The organism is Pseudarthrobacter defluvii, from assembly GCF_030323865.1.
GTDB lineage: Bacteria > Actinomycetota > Actinomycetes > Actinomycetales > Micrococcaceae > Arthrobacter > Arthrobacter sedimenti.
In genome coordinates this window covers 4,104,550-4,122,270 of sequence record NZ_CP066362.1, presented here as the reverse complement: position 1 = coordinate 4,122,270, position 17,721 = coordinate 4,104,550, and the positions used below count along the sequence as shown (strand labels likewise).

At 65.8% G+C, this 17,721-nt stretch carries 16 protein-coding genes; 4 read left to right on the top strand and 12 right to left on the bottom strand.

Annotated elements, in window-relative coordinates:
• Positions 1 to 8: 8 nt before the first annotated feature.
• From JCQ34_RS19145 to JCQ34_RS19115, 7 genes are all read right to left on the bottom strand, one after another.
• Complete coding sequence (locus tag JCQ34_RS19145; RefSeq protein ID WP_286400482.1) at positions 9 to 629, bottom strand: PadR family transcriptional regulator; 621 nt, start codon at positions 627 to 629, stop codon at positions 9 to 11.
• Between the two features lie 69 nt (positions 630 to 698).
• Positions 699 to 2,111 (bottom strand): vanillate/3-O-methylgallate O-demethylase, encoded by a 1,413-nt coding sequence (ligM, locus tag JCQ34_RS19140; protein ID WP_286400480.1) that lies wholly within the window; start codon positions 2,109 to 2,111, stop codon positions 699 to 701.
• 38 nt (positions 2,112 to 2,149) lie between these two features.
• Complete coding sequence (purU, locus tag JCQ34_RS19135; protein WP_286400478.1) at positions 2,150 to 3,022, bottom strand: formyltetrahydrofolate deformylase; 873 nt, start codon at positions 3,020 to 3,022, stop codon at positions 2,150 to 2,152.
• 12 nt (positions 3,023 to 3,034) lie between these two features.
• Positions 3,035 to 3,931, bottom strand: coding sequence for a methylenetetrahydrofolate reductase (locus tag JCQ34_RS19130; protein ID WP_286400477.1), 897 nt, complete (start codon positions 3,929 to 3,931; stop codon positions 3,035 to 3,037).
• A gap of 112 nt (positions 3,932 to 4,043) precedes the next feature.
• Entirely contained in the window at positions 4,044 to 5,534 is a 1,491-nt protein-coding gene (locus JCQ34_RS19125; RefSeq protein ID WP_286400475.1) for an aldehyde dehydrogenase family protein, read from the bottom strand.
• Between the two features lie 46 nt (positions 5,535 to 5,580).
• Positions 5,581 to 6,546: a VOC family protein gene (locus JCQ34_RS19120; protein ID WP_286400473.1), complete on the bottom strand. Its 966-nt coding sequence runs from the start codon at positions 6,544 to 6,546 to the stop codon at positions 5,581 to 5,583.
• 26 nt (positions 6,547 to 6,572) lie between these two features.
• The gene (locus JCQ34_RS19115) at positions 6,573 to 7,670 is read right to left on the bottom strand and encodes a 4-oxalomesaconate tautomerase (protein ID WP_286400471.1); all 1,098 of its coding nucleotides are present in this window, start codon (positions 7,668 to 7,670) and stop codon (positions 6,573 to 6,575) included.
• 190 nt (positions 7,671 to 7,860) lie between these two features.
• Between JCQ34_RS19115 and ligM (JCQ34_RS19110) the strand changes: the two genes are divergently transcribed.
• Together ligM (JCQ34_RS19110) and JCQ34_RS19105 are read left to right on the top strand one after the other, a co-directional pair.
• Positions 7,861 to 9,273 carry a vanillate/3-O-methylgallate O-demethylase gene (gene ligM / locus JCQ34_RS19110; protein WP_286400469.1) on the top strand — a complete coding sequence of 471 codons (1,413 nt, stop codon included), beginning with the start codon at positions 7,861 to 7,863 and terminating at the stop codon, positions 9,271 to 9,273.
• Entirely contained in the window at positions 9,263 to 10,087 is an 825-nt protein-coding gene (locus JCQ34_RS19105) for an NAD(P)-binding domain-containing protein (protein ID WP_286400468.1), read from the top strand. Before ligM (JCQ34_RS19110) ends, JCQ34_RS19105 begins: the two co-directional genes overlap by 11 nt.
• Positions 10,088 to 10,116: 29 nt before the next feature.
• On the opposite strand, the gene JCQ34_RS19100 is transcribed toward JCQ34_RS19105, so the two are convergent.
• From JCQ34_RS19100 to JCQ34_RS21080, 4 genes are all read right to left on the bottom strand, one after another.
• The gene (locus tag JCQ34_RS19100; RefSeq protein ID WP_236800316.1) at positions 10,117 to 10,353 is read right to left on the bottom strand and encodes a hypothetical protein; all 237 of its coding nucleotides are present in this window, start codon (positions 10,351 to 10,353) and stop codon (positions 10,117 to 10,119) included.
• 104 nt (positions 10,354 to 10,457) lie between these two features.
• Positions 10,458 to 11,708: a pyridoxal phosphate-dependent aminotransferase gene (locus JCQ34_RS19095; RefSeq protein WP_286400465.1), complete on the bottom strand. Its 1,251-nt coding sequence runs from the start codon at positions 11,706 to 11,708 to the stop codon at positions 10,458 to 10,460.
• A gap of 39 nt (positions 11,709 to 11,747) precedes the next feature.
• Positions 11,748 to 13,433, bottom strand: coding sequence for an alpha-amylase family protein (locus JCQ34_RS19090; protein ID WP_286400463.1), 1,686 nt, complete (start codon positions 13,431 to 13,433; stop codon positions 11,748 to 11,750).
• Positions 13,430 to 13,699 carry a hypothetical protein gene (locus tag JCQ34_RS21080; RefSeq protein WP_350310800.1) on the bottom strand — a complete coding sequence of 90 codons (270 nt, stop codon included), beginning with the start codon at positions 13,697 to 13,699 and terminating at the stop codon, positions 13,430 to 13,432. Before JCQ34_RS21080 ends, JCQ34_RS19090 begins: the two co-directional genes overlap by 4 nt.
• Before the next feature lie 295 nt (positions 13,700 to 13,994).
• Here JCQ34_RS21080 and JCQ34_RS19080 point away from each other — a divergent pair, with 295 nt between their 5' ends.
• Together JCQ34_RS19080 and JCQ34_RS19075 are read left to right on the top strand one after the other, a co-directional pair.
• A complete protein-coding gene (locus JCQ34_RS19080) occupies positions 13,995 to 14,918 on the top strand; it encodes an AEC family transporter (RefSeq protein WP_286400460.1) in 924 nt (307 codons plus the stop codon).
• A gap of 52 nt (positions 14,919 to 14,970) precedes the next feature.
• Positions 14,971 to 16,059 (top strand): ATP-dependent DNA ligase, encoded by a 1,089-nt coding sequence (locus JCQ34_RS19075; RefSeq protein ID WP_286400458.1) that lies wholly within the window; start codon positions 14,971 to 14,973, stop codon positions 16,057 to 16,059.
• A 108-nt stretch (positions 16,060 to 16,167) separates the two neighbouring features.
• On the opposite strand, the gene JCQ34_RS19070 is transcribed toward JCQ34_RS19075, so the two are convergent.
• Complete coding sequence (locus JCQ34_RS19070) at positions 16,168 to 17,487, bottom strand: MFS transporter (RefSeq protein ID WP_286400456.1); 1,320 nt, start codon at positions 17,485 to 17,487, stop codon at positions 16,168 to 16,170.
• Between the last annotated feature and the right edge of the window lie 234 nt (positions 17,488 to 17,721).

Sequence of the window (17,721 nt, the reverse complement as noted above, 5' to 3'; positions counted from 1 at the left end):
AAGGCCGATCAGGCCCGGGACGCGCTGGGCAGCGGCTTGGCGCGTTCCGGGGATTCCAGGCTGTCGATGAGCTCAAGCCCGCGCCGGGCCCACGCGATTTCCCCGTGGGCCCGGTCCACCAGGCCCTCGTAGGTGAACCGCTTGAAGGCGATGGTCCGTTCGTGGTCGGCCGGGTCCGTCACGGCCAGGCGGCGCACCAGCATTGGGTTGTCCACCTGGGCGATGCGCTGGAGTTCACCCTCCCATTGGGCAAGCTCGGCCTCCCACTGTTCCTGGTGCCGGCGGAAGAACGCCCGGGCCGTCTCCGGTGATGCCGCCTCAAGGTAGGCGGCCCGCAGGTGCGCGGGGTCGCGGACCCGGGCGTACTCCAGCGGGGTCTGCATCCAGTCGAGGAAGGCCTGGTTCCCGGCTTCCGTCACGTGGTAGACCCGTCGGGTGGCGCGCTGGCCCCTGGGCTGCTCCTCGCCCTCGATGAGCTTCTCTGCTTCCATCTTGCGCAGCTCAGGGTAGATCTGGGAGTCGGGGGCGTGCCATACGTGGCCCACGGACATGGAGAACTGCTTCTGCAGTTCATAGCCGGACAGCGGGCCCACGCGCAGCAGGGCCAGCAGCGCGTACCGAAGGCTCATGCGGTGCTCCTCCAAGGGCTCAAGGAAAGTGCGGGGGCGGCTGCGCCCCCGCACTTCAGGGTCCCCAGCCTAGGCCGACTGGTAGTTCGTCCGCCACCCGCCGTGATAGGTGGCGCGCGCAACGGTGGAGTAGGGGACGGGGCTGACCACGGCCCGGACTTCAGTCTGGACATGGGGTTCGACGGCGGCCTTGGCAGTTCCACCGTTCGGCTCGCCCCAGACGACCTTGAGTTCCGTGCCTTCGGGGACGTTGGGATCGATTGTTGCCAGTGAGAGCGCACGCCGTTCGTTGGCGCTGTAGCCGGTGAACATGGAGTAGCCCACCACCGTGCCGTCTGCGTCCACCACAGAGTCATAGTTGGCCGAGCCGTAGTTGGCCAGGGGCAGGTCGAAGAACTTGTAGCTGGGCCCCTCCACGTTGAACAGCGACGCGAAGATCGAGGTCACGTCCTCCGCGTCCCAGGCCAGGGTGACCTTCCTGCGCTGCGTGGCGGGATCGATCCGCTCGAGTGCGTCCCGGCCGATGAAGTCGTGGTCGAACTTCACGAACGAGCCGTAGCCCAGCTCCCAAGGGGTCAGGTAGTAGTCCTCGATGTTCCCGGACACGAACGACCCCGCCAGGGTTCCCGTGGCCTCGTAGCCGTCCGCGGGCAGCCATTCGCGGTAGCCGCGCTCCGCTTCGCCGGTATAGATGGCCGGGAGCGGTGACGGAATCCAGCCGGACTCCAGGGTGTTGGACGGGTACGCCCGGGAACCCACGGGCACCAGCCCGAACTCGGCGCCCGCCTCAACAATTGCATCCCGGATGCGGTCGTGGTCCGCGTACGGGCCCCAGACTTCAAGGCCGGGGGCGCCGGCCATGCCGTGCCGCAGGGTGCGGACGGTGGTCCCGGCGATGGTCATGGTGGACATGTTGAAGAACTTGAGTTGCTCCAGAGCTCCGCCGTTAAGTTTTTCGATGACCTGCCAGGCGTTGGGTCCCTGGATCTGGAAGCGGTAGTACCGGCGGGTCACGGGGTGGCCGTACGGCCGCGACGGGGACCGCCGGTCCACGGTGATGTCCAGGTCCCGGTAGCCGCCTGTCTCGCCGTGGTAGAGCAGCCAGTTTGCGGCGGGGGAACGGCCGACATACACGTATTCGTCGTCCGCCTCATGGAAGAGGATGCCGTCGCCGATGACGTGGCCGGACTCGGTGGTGGGCACGTACTGCTTGGCCTTGTTCACCGGGAATGTGGCGGTGGAGTTGATGGCGGTGGCGGTGATCAGCTTGATCGCATCCGGGCCCTTCAGGAACAGGTTGTCCATGTGGTGGGACTGGTCGTAGAGGACGGCTGTCTGCCGCCAGGCGGTCTGCTCCTTGATCCAGTTCTGGAAGTCCGCCGGCACTACCGGGTAGATGTAGGAGCCGATCTGGGAGTTGCGGAGGAGGTCGACGGCCCCATTTGATGCGTCGAGGACTTCCTGCAGATTTTTCGGTGCCACGTTGAACCTCTTGTTCTGTATCGGATTGTTGGTGGGTATCAGAAGACGATGGTCTGGTTTCCGTGCCGGATGACGCGGTCCTCGGCATGCCACTGCACGGCGCGGGAGAGCACTGCGCGTTCCACGTAGGCGCCCCGCGCTTGCAGGTCCAAGGCTGAGTGCCCGTGCGTCACGCGGGCCACATCCTGCTCGATAATGGGTCCCTCATCCAGGTCCTTGGTCACGTAGTGCGAGGTGGCGCCGATCAGCTTGACTCCCCGCTCCTTCGCCTTGCGGTAGGGCGCGGCGCCCACGAACGCGGGAAGGAAGGAGTGGTGGATGTTGATCAGCGGCACTTTCACTGCCTCCAGGAACCCCGGGGACAGGATCTGCATGTACCGGGCCAGCACCACGAAATCCACGTTCCCTTCCAGCAGCTTCAGGATCTGCGCCTCGGCCCCGGACTTGTCCGGACCGGCAGAGGGGACATGGAAGAACGGGACGCCGAAGGAGCGTACGTCCTCGGCAGTGTTTGTGTGGTTGGAGATCACCATGGGAATGGTTACCGGCAGTTCACCCCTCCGGTGCCGCCAAAGCAGTTCCAGCAGGCAGTGGTCGGAAGTGGAGACCAGGATGGCCATGCGCTTGGGGATGGATCGGTCCGTCAGCGTCCAGGACAGCCCCAGCGGCGTGAGGGTCCTGCCGAGGTCCGCCTCGATGTCGGGCATCGCCGCGGCCAGGTCCGGCCGGTTGAAGACCACGCGCTGGAAGAAGTCGCCCGATGACGGATCACTGGAGTACTGGTCCAGGGAGACGATGTTTCCCTGGTTCCGGGTCACCAGGGCGGCCACCGCAGCCACGATCCCGGGCTGGTCCGGCCCGTGGACAATCAGGCAGGACTGGTCCTTGCGCGATTCTGTGTGCAGGGCCATTGGTTGCCGTCCCTAGCCCGCTTCGGCCATGAAGTGCCGGACCCAGTCCGCCGTCGCCAGCAGGCCGCCGAAGGTGTAGAAGTGCAGTCCCACCTGGGGGTGCAGGTGCTGGTCCTGCCCGGGTGCGTCCCCGGCCAGGACGGCGGCCAGATCGTTGACGAACCTGTCCGGCCCGGCGTCTCCCATCAGGTTGGTCAGTGAGAAGCCGTATTTCTTGACGATCATCGCGTTGGCTCCCACTCCGAACCGGCGCGCAAAGCCGAGGAGGCGCTTGATCCCCGCCGGTCCGGGTGTTCCCACCCGGATGGGCGCCTTGATGCCCCTGGCCCGGACCTCCTTGATCCACCCGGCAACCGGCGCGGTGTCGAAGGCAAACTGCGTAATGATGAAGGCGTCGATGTTCTGGGCGGCGAGGGCCGCTGTTTTGTCTTCCAGCGCCCGCCAAAGTGTCTCATTGGGGATGTCGGGATGGCCCTCGGGGTAGCCGCCGATTCCCACCTCCCGGACGCCGAACTCCTGCAGGATCCCGGTGTTGACCAGCGCCAGCGAGTCCGCGTACGGGCCCTCAGGTTCGGCAGGGTCGCCGCCCACCACGAACACGTGCTCGGCGGCACCCGCCTCCTGGAGGCGCTGGAGGAATTTTTCGAGTTCACCCCTTGATGCCAGCCGGCGCGCTGAAATGTGCGGCACCGGGATGAATCCCAGGTCCCGGACCGCCTTTGCCGCGGCCACCCGCATCTCCAGGTCCTCGTTGCCAAGGAAGGTGACGTTGATGCGGGAGTGAGGCGGAATTTTGTCTTTTGCTGCGACGAGGGCGGGGATGTCCTTGCCGGTCATTTCCAGCGAGAAATCCTTGATGAGTTCCAGTGAGGCTGCCCGGTTGGGGGCGGGCACGATTCGAGTCGCCATCAGGTCATCCTTTCGGCGGGTGCAGCGGTGCACCCGCCTCCGACATTACCTATGTCCATAGGTAATGTCGATAGTTATCTAGAAAACCTTGGCCCTTCTGCCGACCGCGCGCCTAGCCTTCCGCCGCCTCAGGTTCCAGGTGGGCAATGGCGCGGGTGTCCTGGAAAGCCCGGACCCCCTCGATGCCCTGCTCCCTGCCCATGCCGGACTGCTTCATGCCGCCGAACGGGGCCCGCAGGTCCAGCCGCGTGGCGCCGTGGTCATTCACCCAGACATAGCCGCAGACCAGTTTCCCGCCGACCCGCTCGGCGGCGGCGGGATCAGCGGTCCAGACGGAGCCGCACAGCCCGGCCCATGTTCCGTTTGCCGCCTGCACTGCCTCTTCCTCGGTGTCGAAGGGGATCAGGGGAATGACGGGCCCGAACTGTTCCTGGGTGACGACGCGCAGCGAGGGGTCCGGATCGATGACCAGTGCGGGGCGCAGGAAGTTCCCGCCCTGGAGGTCCGGGTCCGTGGGAAGGGTCCCGAATTCCCTCACATCAGCACCCGATTCCTTGGCTTCCTCGATAAGTTCGGCCACGAATGCCTTCTGTACCGGTGAGTGCAGCGGACCCATGGTGGTCCCCTCATCGAGACCGTAGCCGATTACCGCTTTTTCAAGCCGCTGCGCCAGCCCGGCCACCACTTCGTCCAGGCGCGATCGGTGGATGTAGATCCTTTTTGCGTTCATGCAGATCTGGCCGGTGGTGTCGAAGATGGCAGCGTAGAGCCGGTCCAGGTGCATGTCATCAAGCACTGCGTCCGCGAGGATCACGGCCGCATCGTTTCCGCCGAGTTCAAGCGTCACCCGGGTCAGCGACTTCGCGGCCATCTCCATGATGCGCTTGCCGCCGCCCACGCTTCCCGTGAAGCAAACCTTGGCGATATCGGGGCTGTTGATCAGCGAAGCCATGTCCGCGTCTTTGCCGGTGACCACGTTCAACACCCCCGGCGGCAGCTTCGCGGCAATCCTTTGGACCACCCGGGTTGTTGCCAGCGGCGCCGTGGGCGGCGGCTTAACAATTGCCGTGTTTCCTGCCAGCAGCGCGTGCGGCAGCGAGGCCGCCAGGATGGCTATGGGCCAGTTGAACGGCACGATGACCGTCACCACGCCGAGCGGCTGGAAGGCGATCGATGTGGATACGGGGATTCCCGGGGCAGGCGGCAGCACCGTGGTGGCATTCACTTCCGGGGCCAGCTCCAATGCCAGGTTCCACCGGATCTCGAACACCAGGGAGTCAACCCACGCTTCCATGCGGATCTTGCCGTTCTCCTGCGACAGGATGGCAGCGTCCTCGTCGCGGAAGTCCGCGATGCCTTCCAGTGCCTGCCGCATTTGGTCGGCGCGCTCCTGCGGGCTCAGTGCGGCCCATCCCGGATAGGCGGCTTTTGCCGCGGCGATGGCGTCCTCGACGTCGGCCGCGCTGGCTGCTGCGGCATGACCCACGACGACTCCAGGCTTGCCCGGATCGGCAATTTCCATGGTGGCGGCGGCCTGGCGCTCGGTGCCTCCGATGAAGAGGCCGGTGGTCACCGGAGCGGAAGTATCCACTGTGTTGGTCATGATCTTGCACCTCTCTGTGCGCTACTGCGGGGATCCCTTAATTTTCTCACTGACGGACGTTCGGCGTTCCGTGCGTGTGGAACGTCTCGATGGTCTTCATGCCCCAGGCCTGGCCCTTCCTGCGTTCCTCCTGGCTCCACTCCACCACCGGCGAATCCGGGTCCAGCAGCAGGCGTGCCCCGGCATTGGCCAGTTCAATACGGTTGCCGCCGGGTTCCCAGACGTAGAGGAAGAATGTCTGGTTGATGGCGTGCTTGTGCGGCCCTGATTCGATGTGGATGCCGTTTTCAAGGAAGATGTCCGCGGCCTTCAGGATGTCCTCGCGGGTATCGGGGGCGAATGCTACGTGGTGCAGCCTGTTGCCGTGCTTCAGCCAGTCGTCGGAGTACACGATGTCGTAGGACTTGTTGTTGAAGTGGAACCACCAGGCGGCGTATCCGCCGTCGTCGAGCCGGATGCGCTCGCTCTCCCGCCCCCGCAGGACGTCGGCCACAAATTCCCCGTTTGCCCCCACGTCCTTGGCCAGGAAATTGATGTGGTCCAGCCGGCGCGCGTTGACCCCGCGGCCCGGGAAGGCCGAAGCCTGGTTCTTCAGCGCGGGCTTGTCGTCCGTTGCCACGTACCGTTCGGTCTCGTAGTAGATGCCCATGTCGTGCCCGTCCGGATCCCGGAAGGCATAGGTGCGGCCTGTTCCCACCCCGCCGTCCTCCCAGCCGATGCCCAGGCCCGCGGCTTCAATGGCGGCGACCCTGCGTTCCAGCGCCTCCTGGCTGGTGGTCCGGAAGCTGGTGCGCCCGACGCCGGCGTCCGCTGACTCCGTGAGCTTCAGGGTGTAGAGCTGGTATTCGTCCCAGGTCCGCAGGTAAGCGCACCTCCTGCCTGCGCTGCTGGACTCGGCCACCACCCGCATGGCGAGGAGATCCCGGAAGAACCAGAGGCTTTCCTCGAAGACAGGGGTCAGCAGTTCCACGTTCCCCAGGTGGGCGACGTCGAACGAGGTATACCCGGTCATGGAACTGTCCTCTCTCTTGTTCCTGTTTAGCGACGGGGGCGCGGGAAGACGCGTCCGTCGAAGATCTTCCGTGCCGTCCGGAGTGCCGTGGACCTGGTCACCGTGTAACCCTCCGCGGTAGGGTGCATGGCCACTTCCACGTCAAAGTGACCTGTGGGGTGTTCCACCCGGAACGCTTCTCCCGGCGGGGGAAGCGTGGCAAGGTCGTGGCCCACGGATCCTTCTGCCATGATCCCTGCGGCCACGGTGAGTGCGCCCAGCACACCGATGGAGGTGTGCACCCGGACCGGAAGGAAACTGCGGGTGGCGATGGAACCGCCGGCCCGCGGCGGCGCCAGCAGCACCAGTTTGGGTACGGTGGCCCCGCTGACGTCACCCATGCCCATCAATTCCGCCGCTGCCAGGCGGAGCCCGGCAAGACGGGCCGCCAGGCCTTCGTCTGCCTCAAGGTCTGCGGGGTCCTCGTAGCCGGTGGTGCCCAGGTCGGCAGCCCGCATCAGGACGGTTGGCATTCCGTTGTCAACGCAGGTGATGTCAACGCCGTCAACGCGGTCACACACTTGGCCTGAGGGAAAGAGGGCCCCGGTCGATGACCCCGCCGTGCCCTCGAAGTTGAGCCTGATGGGCGCCGCCCTGCCCGGAACGCCGTCGATTGCCACTGCACCGCCTGCCTCCGGGCCGCCGTCGTAATCCACCACGCCGCCTGGGGTGGCGAACCGCGCCGTGGCCAGGCTTCCGGTGTTCACCATCCGGATCCGCACATCCGTCTGCGTTTCGGAGGCCCCCACGAGTCCCCGTTCGACGGCGAAAGGCCCCACCGCCGCAAGGATGTTTCCGCAGTTCTGGCGGTCAGTCACAAATGCCGTGTCCACCCCCACCTGGAGGAAAAGATAGTCCACATCCGCTGCGGCCTCGGCCGATGGGGAGATGACAGCCACCTTGCTGGTCAGGGGGTGTGCGCCGCCAAGCCCGTCAACTTGCCGGGGGTCGGGTGTGCCCATGATCCGCAGCAGCAGGTCGTCGCGTTCACCCGGGTCCGCAGGCAGGTCCGAGGCCAGGAAGAACGCTCCCTTGGATGTTCCTCCCCGCATGAGGAGGCAGGGGATCCCCACTGATCCGGGCATTTCCAGTCTCGCGATCCTCGGCGGGCAGGGTGCCGGGCGGCCCATGGTCGGTCCGTTCCGGCGGACACTGCCAGAAAATCACGCTCTGGAACTTTGGTCAATACATCCCATACAATTTTGTTAGCAATCGCGCGCCGGCCCCGATCAGGGATGCGTTTCGGCAGTACCCACTGAACCGAAGGAGAAAGCCATGGCCCCGAAGTCCCTGCAGGAAGTGCTTGATGCGGCAGGCAACACCGTTGATCTCCTGCGCAATTCCCAACTCGGGACCTACATCTATCCGGTGGTGCCGGCGGAGTTCACCAACTGGCGCCGTGAGCAGCGTGCCTGGCGGGAGACGGCAGTCCTCTACGACCAGTCCCACCACATGGTCAACTTCTTTATGACGGGGCCCGATGCCTTGAAGCTTCTCTCGGACACGGGCATTAACAGCTTCGCGAACTTCCCGGTCAACACTGCCAAGCAGTTTGTGCCCACCGCCTCCAACGGCGGTGTGATCGGTGACGGGATCCTGTTCCATCTCGCGGAGCAGGAGTTTGTCTATGTGGGCCGCGCCCCAGCGGCTAACTGGCTCCAGTTCCACGCCGAAACCGGCGGGTACGACGTCGAATGCACCTACGATGACCGGTCGCCGTCGCGCCCCTACGGCCAGGCAGTCACCCGGAAGTTCTTCCGCTTCCAGATCCAGGGCCCCAGCGCATGGCAGATCATCGAAAAGCTCAACGGTGGAACGCTTGAGCAGGTGAAGTTCTTCCACATGGGCCACCTGGACATCGCCGGGGAAAAGGTGCGCACCCTCCGCCACGGCATGGCCGGGGCCCCGGGACTGGAAATCTGGGGACCCTACGAACAGCACGGCAAGATCCGTGATGCCGTCCTCCAGGCGGGGGCTGAATTCGGCATCGAGCCCTGCGGGTCCCGGGCCTACTCCTCGAACACCTTGGAATCGGGCTGGATCCCGTCGCCGCTGCCGGCGATCTACAGCAGTGACGCCGAACGGGCCTACCGTGAGTGGCTGCCGGCAACAAGCTATGAAGCGGTCAATGCGCTCGCGGGCTCATTCGTCTCCAACAACATCGAAGACTATTACCTCACGCCCTGGGAGCTCGGCTACGGATCATTCGTGAAGTTCGACCATGACTTCATTGGCCGCGACGCCCTCCAACAGATTGACCCGGCCAGGCAGCGGAAAAAGGTGACGCTTGCCTGGAACGATGAGGATCTCGCCAGGATCTGGGCGTCCTTCCTGGACCGCGACACCCCGGGCTACCAGTTCTTCGACATCCCCAACGCCAACTACGGCTCGTCCAACTACGATTCGGTGGTGGATGCCGACGGCACCGGCGTGGGACTCTCGCTTTTCACCGGCGTCACCGCCAACGAACGGCGCGGCCTTTCGCTGGCAACGGTCGACCCGAACGTCGAGCTCGGAACAGAAGTCCGGGTCATCTGGGGAGAACCGGACGGCGGATCCCGCAAGACAACGGTGGAGCCGCACGAACAGCTCAGCGTGCGTGCTGTGGTTAGTCCCGCACCATATGCGGTCACTGCCCGGAATGAATACCACGGGGGTTGGCGAACCGCGGCCGCCGGTGCACGGTAGGGAAAGGGAGCAGGGCGGCACCTGGATTGCCGTCCTGGGCCTCGGGGAAGCCGGCAGCATCTACGCGGAGGACCTCGCCGGCCGGGGACTGCGGGTCACCGCAACGGATCCCGCTGTCGAGGGTGCCCCGCCGGGCGTGGTGCGGGCCGGCTCCATCCGCGAAGCGGTGGCCGGCGCGGACCTGGTACTCAGCCTGGTGGGCGGACAAGCTGCCGGGCCCGTCCTCCACGAGGCGCTGCCCGCCATGGAGCCCGGCGCCGTCTTTGCCGACCTCAACACTGCGGGGCCTGACCAAAAGCGGCGGCTCGCCGAACAGGCGGCCCGGCGGAATGTCCTGTTCGCCGACGTCGCCATTCTCGCGCCTGTGCCCCGCAATCGGATCGGTGCGCCCCTGCTGATAAGCGGCACTGGGGCGGCTGCGCTGGTGCCCCTCTTCGCCGGGTGGGGCATCCCGGCCTCCGCTGCGGGAAGTGAAGCGGGGGCGGCAGCGGGGCTGAAGCTGCTCCGCAGCGTGTTCATGAAAGGGCTGGCGGCAACCATCCTGGAGGCGGTCACGGCCGCCGAAGCAGCAGGCGCCAAGGACTGGATGACCGGCCAGATTGCGGGGGAGCTGGGTCCGTCCGGCCCGGCGCTTGTGGCCCGGATGCTTGAAGGTACGCGCGTGCACGCTGTGCGCAGGGAAGCGGAGATGTCAGAGGCGCGGGCCTACCTTGAGTCGCTGGGAACCCCGCACCCGGTGACCGATGCCGCCATCTCGTGGCTGCAGTCGCTGGCGCATCCACACGGGGGACGGGTTGCGGACAGTCCTTCCTGACTACGTCCGCCGCCCACCGCCCGAAAGTCCTAGGCCACCCGCCAGACGCTGCACTCGTCCGTATTGATCGCCTTGCGGAGGCCGGTGAGCCGGTCCAGGATCCAGACGACGCCGATCCCCGGAGCAGTTTCCTGCACGCTGCCGCGGCGGATCACCACGTCGTCGTAGGAAGGCCCCACCGAGAGGCGGGCTTCGATTTCGTCACCGCGGTGGAGCTGGTCCAGTGCGCGGATTCTGGTTACATGCGGGGTCGCTTTCTTCAACATCGGGGCCTCCTGGCTGGAGCTGGTGCCGGCTCTTGCCTGCATTCACAGTGTGGCGGCGCAATGTTGCGTACCGGTTTCCCCGCTGTTAGGAGCCGGTTAGTTCTTCACTCCGCCACTGTTTCCAGCTCATAGGCTGCGCCCCGGCTGCGGTAGGCGCCCAGGAAAGTGGAGATCCGGCGGACTGCTTCTTCGATCTCCCGCACCGACGGCAGGATGACGAAGCGGAAGTGATCGGGTGTGGGCCAGTTGAAGGCCGAACCGTGGGAGACCAGGATCTTCTGGTCCTTCAGCAAATCCAGGACAAACTGTTCGTCGCTGTCGATGGGGTAGAGCTCCGGGTCCAGCCGGGGGAACAGGTACATGGCGCCTGAGGCCGGAACGCAGGTTACGCCGGGGATGGCCGTGAGGAGCTTGTGGGCAAGGTCCCGCTGTTCGCGGAGCCGCCCGCCCGGCTGCACCAGGGCGTTAATGCTCTGGTATCCGCCCAGGCAGGTCTGGATGGCGTGCTGGGCCGGGACGTTGGCGCACAGGCGCAGTGAGGCCAGCAGTTCGAGGCCCTCACGGTAGGCGGCGGTGGCGGCCAGCGGCCCGGTGATGGCCACCCATCCGGCCCGGTAGCCGGGCATCCGGTAGGCCTTGGACAGGCCGCTGAAGGTCAGGCAGCACACGTCCTCGGCCACTGCCGCGGTGTGGATGTGCTTGGCGTCTTCGTACAGCACCTTCTCGTAGATCTCGTCGGAGAACAGGACCAGGTTGTGCTTCCGTGCCAGGGCCGCGAACTGCTCCAGGATGTGGCGGGGGTAGACGGCGCCGGTGGGGTTGTTCGGGTTGATGATCACGATGCCCTTGGTTCGGCTGGTGATCTTTGCTTCCACGTCGGCCATGTCCGGCCACCAGTTCTCCGCCTCATCGCAGAGGTAGTGCACGGGCTTGCCGCCGGTCAGGGTCACCGCGGCGGTCCAGAGGGGGTAGTCCGGGGCCGGGACCAGGATCTGGTCGCCGTTTTCCATGAACGCCTGCAGGCACATGGAGATCAGTTCGCTGACGCCGTTGCCGATCACAATGTCCTCGACGCCGATGTTCATCAGCCCACGGGTCTGGTAGTACTGCGAAATCGCTGTCCGGGCGGTGAAGATGCCCTTCGAGTCGCTGTAGCCCTGGGCGCCGCGCAGGTGGTGGATCATGTCCACCACCACCGACTCCGGCGCCTCCAGCCCGAACGGCGCGGTGTCCCCGAGGTTCATCTTCAGGATCCGGTGCCCCTCGGCCTCCATGTTCTTGGCGGCCTGGAGGATGGGTCCGCGGAGTTCGTAACGGACGTTCTGGAGTTTGCTGGAGTGCTGCATGGCGTGCATGGTTGATTTTTTCACAAAGAACGACGCCGGGCGGCCGGGTTACGGTGCCAGCCGGTCACCTTTGCGGTGCACGCGGAACCAGCGGCAGCCGTAGCGCCCCAGCTCCACCGTGAAGCCGCCGTCGGGCTCCAGGGCAACATTGCCGCCGTCGAACAGGTCCAAAAGCATGGCGCCCCGGAAATCCGGAGAACCGTCACCCATCTTTCCGCTGACCTTCACGGGGTCTTCGCTGAAGTTGTGCAGCAGCACCAGCGTCCCGCCCTCGGAACTGCACGTGTGGGCGAAGACCGCGGGCTGGTCCTGGTCGATGACCGCGAACCTGCCCCAGCCCAGTTCCGCTGCTTCGCGGTACCGCGCGATCAGCGTGGCCATGAAGTTGAACAGTGACTCCGGGTCCCGCTTGGCCGCCGCGGCGTTGACCCGGTCCGGCCCATACTCCCCGCGCACCAGGGGTGCCACCAGGTCCGCCGCCCGGGCACCGGAGAAGCCGCCGTTCTCCTCGTCGTTCCACTGCATGGGGGTGCGCACGGCGGTGCGGCCCTCCTGCCGGAGGTCCTCGCCCATGCCGAGCTCCTCGCCGTAGAACAGCACCGGAGTGCCGGGGAGGGAGAACATCAGTGAGTACACCATCCGCATGCGTTCCTGGTCCCCGTCCAGCATCGGCGGCAGCCTGCGCCGAAGTCCCCGCCCGTAGATCTGCATGTTCTTCTCCGGTCCGAACGCCGCAAAGACCTCCCGGCGCTCGCCGTCGGTGAGCCTGTCCAGTGTGAGCTCGTCATGGTTCCGCACGAACATGGCCCATTGGTTGTCCGGGTTGATCGGTGGGCGGCCCTTGAGCGTCTCAGCCAGGGGCCTTGCATCCTGCCGTGCCAGGGACAGGTAGAGGTGCTGCATCGACATGAAATCGAACTGCATGTTCAGCTCGTTGCCCTCCGGCCCGCCGAAGTACTCCAGCTGCTCCTGGTAGGACAGGTTCACCTCGCCCAGCAGCACCGCGCTGCCATTGCGCCGGTTCAGGAAACTCCGCAGGGCTTTGAGGTAGCCGTGCGGGTTGATCCTGGCTGACTGGTCCTTGGGCTCGCCCCTGGTCTCCAGGAAGAACGGCACGGCATCCAGCCGGAACCCGTCCAGGCCCAGCTCGAGCCACAGGCCCATCGCCTTGGCGATCTGGTCCCGGACCTTGGGATTGGTGACGTTCAGGTCCGGCTGGTATTTGGCGAACATGTGCAGGTACCACTCGCCGGTGGCATCATCCCTGGTCCACAGCGAGTTTTCCTTCCCGGGGAACACCACCTCGGCGGAGGTGTCCGGGGGAGTGTCCTTCCGCCACACGTAAAAATCGCGGTATGGGTTGTCGGTCGATTTCCTGGCCTCGACGAACCACGGATGCTGGTTGGAGGTGTGGTTCACCACGAAGTCCGCGATCACCCGCATCCCCCGGTCCTTTGCCGCGCGGATGAACTCCACCAGGTCGCCCAACGTGCCGAGCCGGGGGTCCACATTGAAGAAATCCGTCACGTCGTAGCCGTCGTCACGATCGGGTGACGGGTAGAACGGCATCAGCCAGATGCAGGTCACGCCCAGGGCGGCCAGGTAGTCCACCCGCTGGGTGAGGCCGGCGAAGTCCCCGGTGCCGTCGCCGTCGTCGTCATAGAACGTCTCCACGTCAAGGCAGTAGATGACGGCGTTCTTCCACCACAGGTCCGAGGTTTCGGCGATCCTCATGCGGACGCGTCCGACGCCGGACTGGCGGCTGCCGCGGCCAGCTCCGGTTCAGCGGGGGTTCTTCCGCCAGGGCTTCCTGACGGGGTGCGCAGCTGGGGGAGCACCTCCGCGGCGAAGGCGTCGATGAAGGCTGCCTGTTCCTGCCCCACGAAGTGCAGGAACAGCTCGTCGAAGCCAAGGTCCGCGTATCCGTCCACGCATTCCTCCAGGCGGCGCTGCCTGATGTCCTTGGCTGGCCACGTGTCCCCGCTGATGTGTTCGTTCATGTTCCCGCCGCTGATATGGTCTGAACACATGGCCGCGTCGAAGCCCGCGCGCTCCGCGTGCTGGACGTCCTTGAGCAGCTGGCCGGGGCTGACCTTTTGTGCGAACCGTGGAAGCCGACGGTAACCATCATTAAGCTGTACCGTCCGGCAGGCGCCGTGTCGAGAGGCAGGACAGGCGGCCGGCGGCCCATTCTGTGGACGCTGGTGGCGGAGCGCTCCTTATCCGATAAGTATGAAACTTGTAGTACTGCCTTCCTGCGGTAGTGCATGGCGTAACCGGAAGGAAGTACCCCAAGTGGGCGGTGTGCTCATCGGACTGGCGGTGATCGGCGTCGTCATTGCCGTCGGGTACATCGCCGCGCGCTGCGGGCTGGGGGACGAGCCCACCATTTCCGCATTGACGCGTACCGCCTTCTTCATCACCAATCCGGTGCTGCTCTTCACGGTGGTGCTGAAATCAGACCTGTCGGTTGTCTTTTCCGCCTATGTTCCGCTTGCCATGATCACCGCAGCGGTCACCGCCCTGCTCTACGTTGCCGCCAGCCGCATCTGGTTCCGAAGGCCGGCGGCCGAAACCGCCGTCGGTGCCATGGCCGGGTCCTACGTCAACGCCAACAACATCGGCATCCCCATCACGCTCTATGCCCTGGGGGACGCCACCCCGGTCGCCCCAGTCCTGCTGGTGCAACTGCTCCTGTTCGCCCCGCTGGTCCTGACCCTGCTGGACCTTTCCGAGGCGGGCCGGTTCTCTCCCCGCCTGATGCTGACGCAGCCTTTTCGCAACCCCATGATCATCGCCTCGCTCCTGGGCGTGGTCCTGGCCGCGCTCCACGTGAAGCTGCCGGACCCGGTGATGGCCCCACTGACGCTCCTGGGCGGGGCTGCCGTGCCGGTGGTGCTGCTGGCGTTTGGCATGTCGCTGCGCGGAACCAGGATGCTGCGCAGCGGCGGCCACACGGCGGAAATCCTTACTGCCACGGCACTCAAGTCCGCGGTGATGCCGGCGGTGGCGTTCGTCGTCGGACGCTTCCTGTTCAACCTGGACCACCGCATGCTCCTGGGCGTGGTGCTCATGGCGGCGCTTCCCTCTGCCCAGAACGTCTTCCTGTTCGCCAGCAAGTACGGGCGCGGGGTGACCGTGGCACGGGAAACGATCCTGCTCTCCACCGCGGCTGCCGCACCGGTGCTGGTGCTGATCGTTTGGCTGCTGGCCGCCTGAAACCGGGCGCGCCGCCCTACCCGCGGGGCGCCGGCCGGGCAAGAATGGGCACATGGAACTTCCCGTGATGCCGCCCGTCCCGCCCATGCTCGCCAAGGCCGTCAGCGGCATCGACGGCATTCCAGGCAGCGGGAACCTCAGCTATGAGCCCAAGTGGGACGGCTTCCGGTCCATCATCTTCCGTGACGGCGATGACCTGGAGATCGGCAGTCGCAACGAAAAACCCATGACCCGCTACTTCCCGGAACTCGTTGCCGCGCTCAAGGAAAACCTGCCGCCGCGCTGCGTGGTGGACGGCGAGATCATCCTGGTGGGGGCGTCCGGGGACCGGCTGGACTTCGACACGCTGCAGCAGCGCATCCACCCTGCCGCCAGCCGGGTGAAGATGCTGGCGGAACAGACCCCGGCAAGCTTCGTGGCCTTCGACCTCCTGGCCCGTGACGATGACGACTACACCGGCAGGCCTTTCAGCGAGCGTCGTGCCGCGCTGGAGAAGGCGCTCGCGGCCAGCAAGGCACCCGTCCACCTGACGGCCGCCACCACGGACAAGGACACCGCCGCTCAGTGGTTCGAGCAGTTCGAGGGTGCCGGGCTGGACGGCATCGTGGCCAAGCGGCTGGACGGCCGGTACGAGCCCGACAAGCGGGTGATGTTCAAGGTCAAGCATGAGCGCACCGCTGACTGCGTGGTGGCCGGATACCGGCTGCACAAGAGCGGGCCGGACGCCATCGGTTCCCTGCTGCTGGGCCTGTACAAGGACGACGGCGGCCTGGCCAGCGTGGGCGTGATCGGCGCCTTCCCCATGAAGAAGAGGCAGGAATTGTTCGAACAGCTTCAGCCGTTGGTCACCGACTTCGAAGGCCACCCGTGGGCCTGGGGCAAGCAGGAAGAAGGCGAGCGGACCCCGCGGAACGCCGAAGGCAGCAGGTGGAGCGCCGGGAAGGACCTGTCCTTCGTGCCGCTCCGGCCCGAACTGGTGGTGGAGGTCCGCTACGACCACATGGAGGGCGAACGCTTCCGCCACACGGCCCAGTTCAACCGCTGGCGCCCGGACCGGGACCCGGAATCCTGCACCTATGAGCAGCTCGAGGAGCCGGTGAACTTCGACTTGGCCTCGGTGCTGGAGACCGGACGGGGGTAGCGGCCGCTGCCGGGACTGGCCCAGTTTTAACGGGGGAGAGCCCGCCATTTGGGGGAATGGCGGGCTCTCCGGCCTGAAAACTGGGCCAGTCTGTGCGCGGCGGCGCTCCTACTTCAGGCCGAGCTGCTTGGTGGGGGTCCGGAAGGACTCCTTGGCGGTCAGCGCCGACACCGCGGCGACGGCGCAGATGATGGCGGTGAAGATCGAGATCTGCACCCAGCCGCCGGGCTTGATGCCGCCCATGGCGGCCACGATCGCCGGGGCGAACCCTGCCATCAGGAAGCCCAGCTGGGTGCCGATGGCCAGGCCGGAGAAGCGGACCTTCGTGCTGAACATTTCCGCGTAGAAGGACGGCCACACCGCGTTGGCGGCTGCGTAGCCGCCGGAGAAGTAGCCGATGGCGGCCAGGAACATCAGCGGGACGCTGCCGGACTCCAGGCTGAGCAGGAACACGGGGGTCAGGATCGCGCTGGCAAGTGCACCGTAGATGAAGACCGGCTTGCGGCCGATCTTGTCCGCGAGCATTCCGAAGAGCGGCTGGGTGCCCAGAGCCACGATGTTGGCAGCCACCACCAGCCAGAGGGTGGTGGTGCCGTCAACGCCGGCCACCGTCTTGGCGTAGCTGATGGCCAGGGTGCCGAACACGGTGGAGACGGCGGCGATGAAGGCGCAGCAGATCACGCGGAGGACGTCGCGCCAGTGGCCCTTGAGCAGGTCGGCAACCGGGAGCTTGGCGATTTGCGCGGTCTTGCGGGCCTCTTCGAACGCGGGCGGCTCGTGGAGGGTGCGGCGGATGAGGAACGCCACCACAACCACGGCGGCGCTGAGCCAGAACGGGATGCGCCACCCGATGCCGAACTTGATTTCATCCGGCAGGGCCAGGACGGGAATGAACACCAGGGCCGCGAGGATCTGCCCGCCCTGGGTTCCGGTGAGGGTCCAGGAGGTGAAAAAGGAACGGCGGTTGTCCGGGGCGTGCTCCAGGGTCATGGAGGAAGCGCCGGCCTGCTCGCCGGCGGCGGAGAGGCCCTGGCACAGCCGGGCCAGCACCAGCAGGGCCGGAGCCCACCAGCCAACGGTGCGGAAGTCCGGGAGGCAGCCAATGACAAAGGTGGACGCACCCATGAGCACCAGGGTGAACATCAGGACCTTCTGGCGGCCTACCCGGTCACCGAAGTGGCCCAGGATGATGGCGCCGACGGGGCGTGCCACGTAGGCGAACCCGAAGGTGGCGAAGGACATGATGGCGGCGTTGGCATCGGCACTGGGGAAGAAGACCGTGGGGAAAATCAGGGCGGCGGCGGAGCCAAAGATAAAGAAGTCGTAGTACTCGACGGCGCTGCCGAGGAAGCTGGCGAGGGCGGCCTTCCGGGGCGTCCCGGCCTGCGTGAGGGCACCTGCCCCTGCGGACGGAAGTGTCTTGCTCATGGTGTTCCTTTGGTGTGACGACATTGTCGCGGATGGATCTGGGGGGTCGCAGCCGCCGCTGCCTTGGTGCGGGCGGGGCGCGATGCGGCTGGAGTCCGGAAAAGACCCGGCATAAATAGCCACATGGTGGGAGCTACTTGTGCGATACAGAAACTATGACTGTGAGGGCTGTCACCTGTCAAGAAAAATAATCACTATCTAGAAGTAGCTCTCACATTGTGGCAACATTGAGCT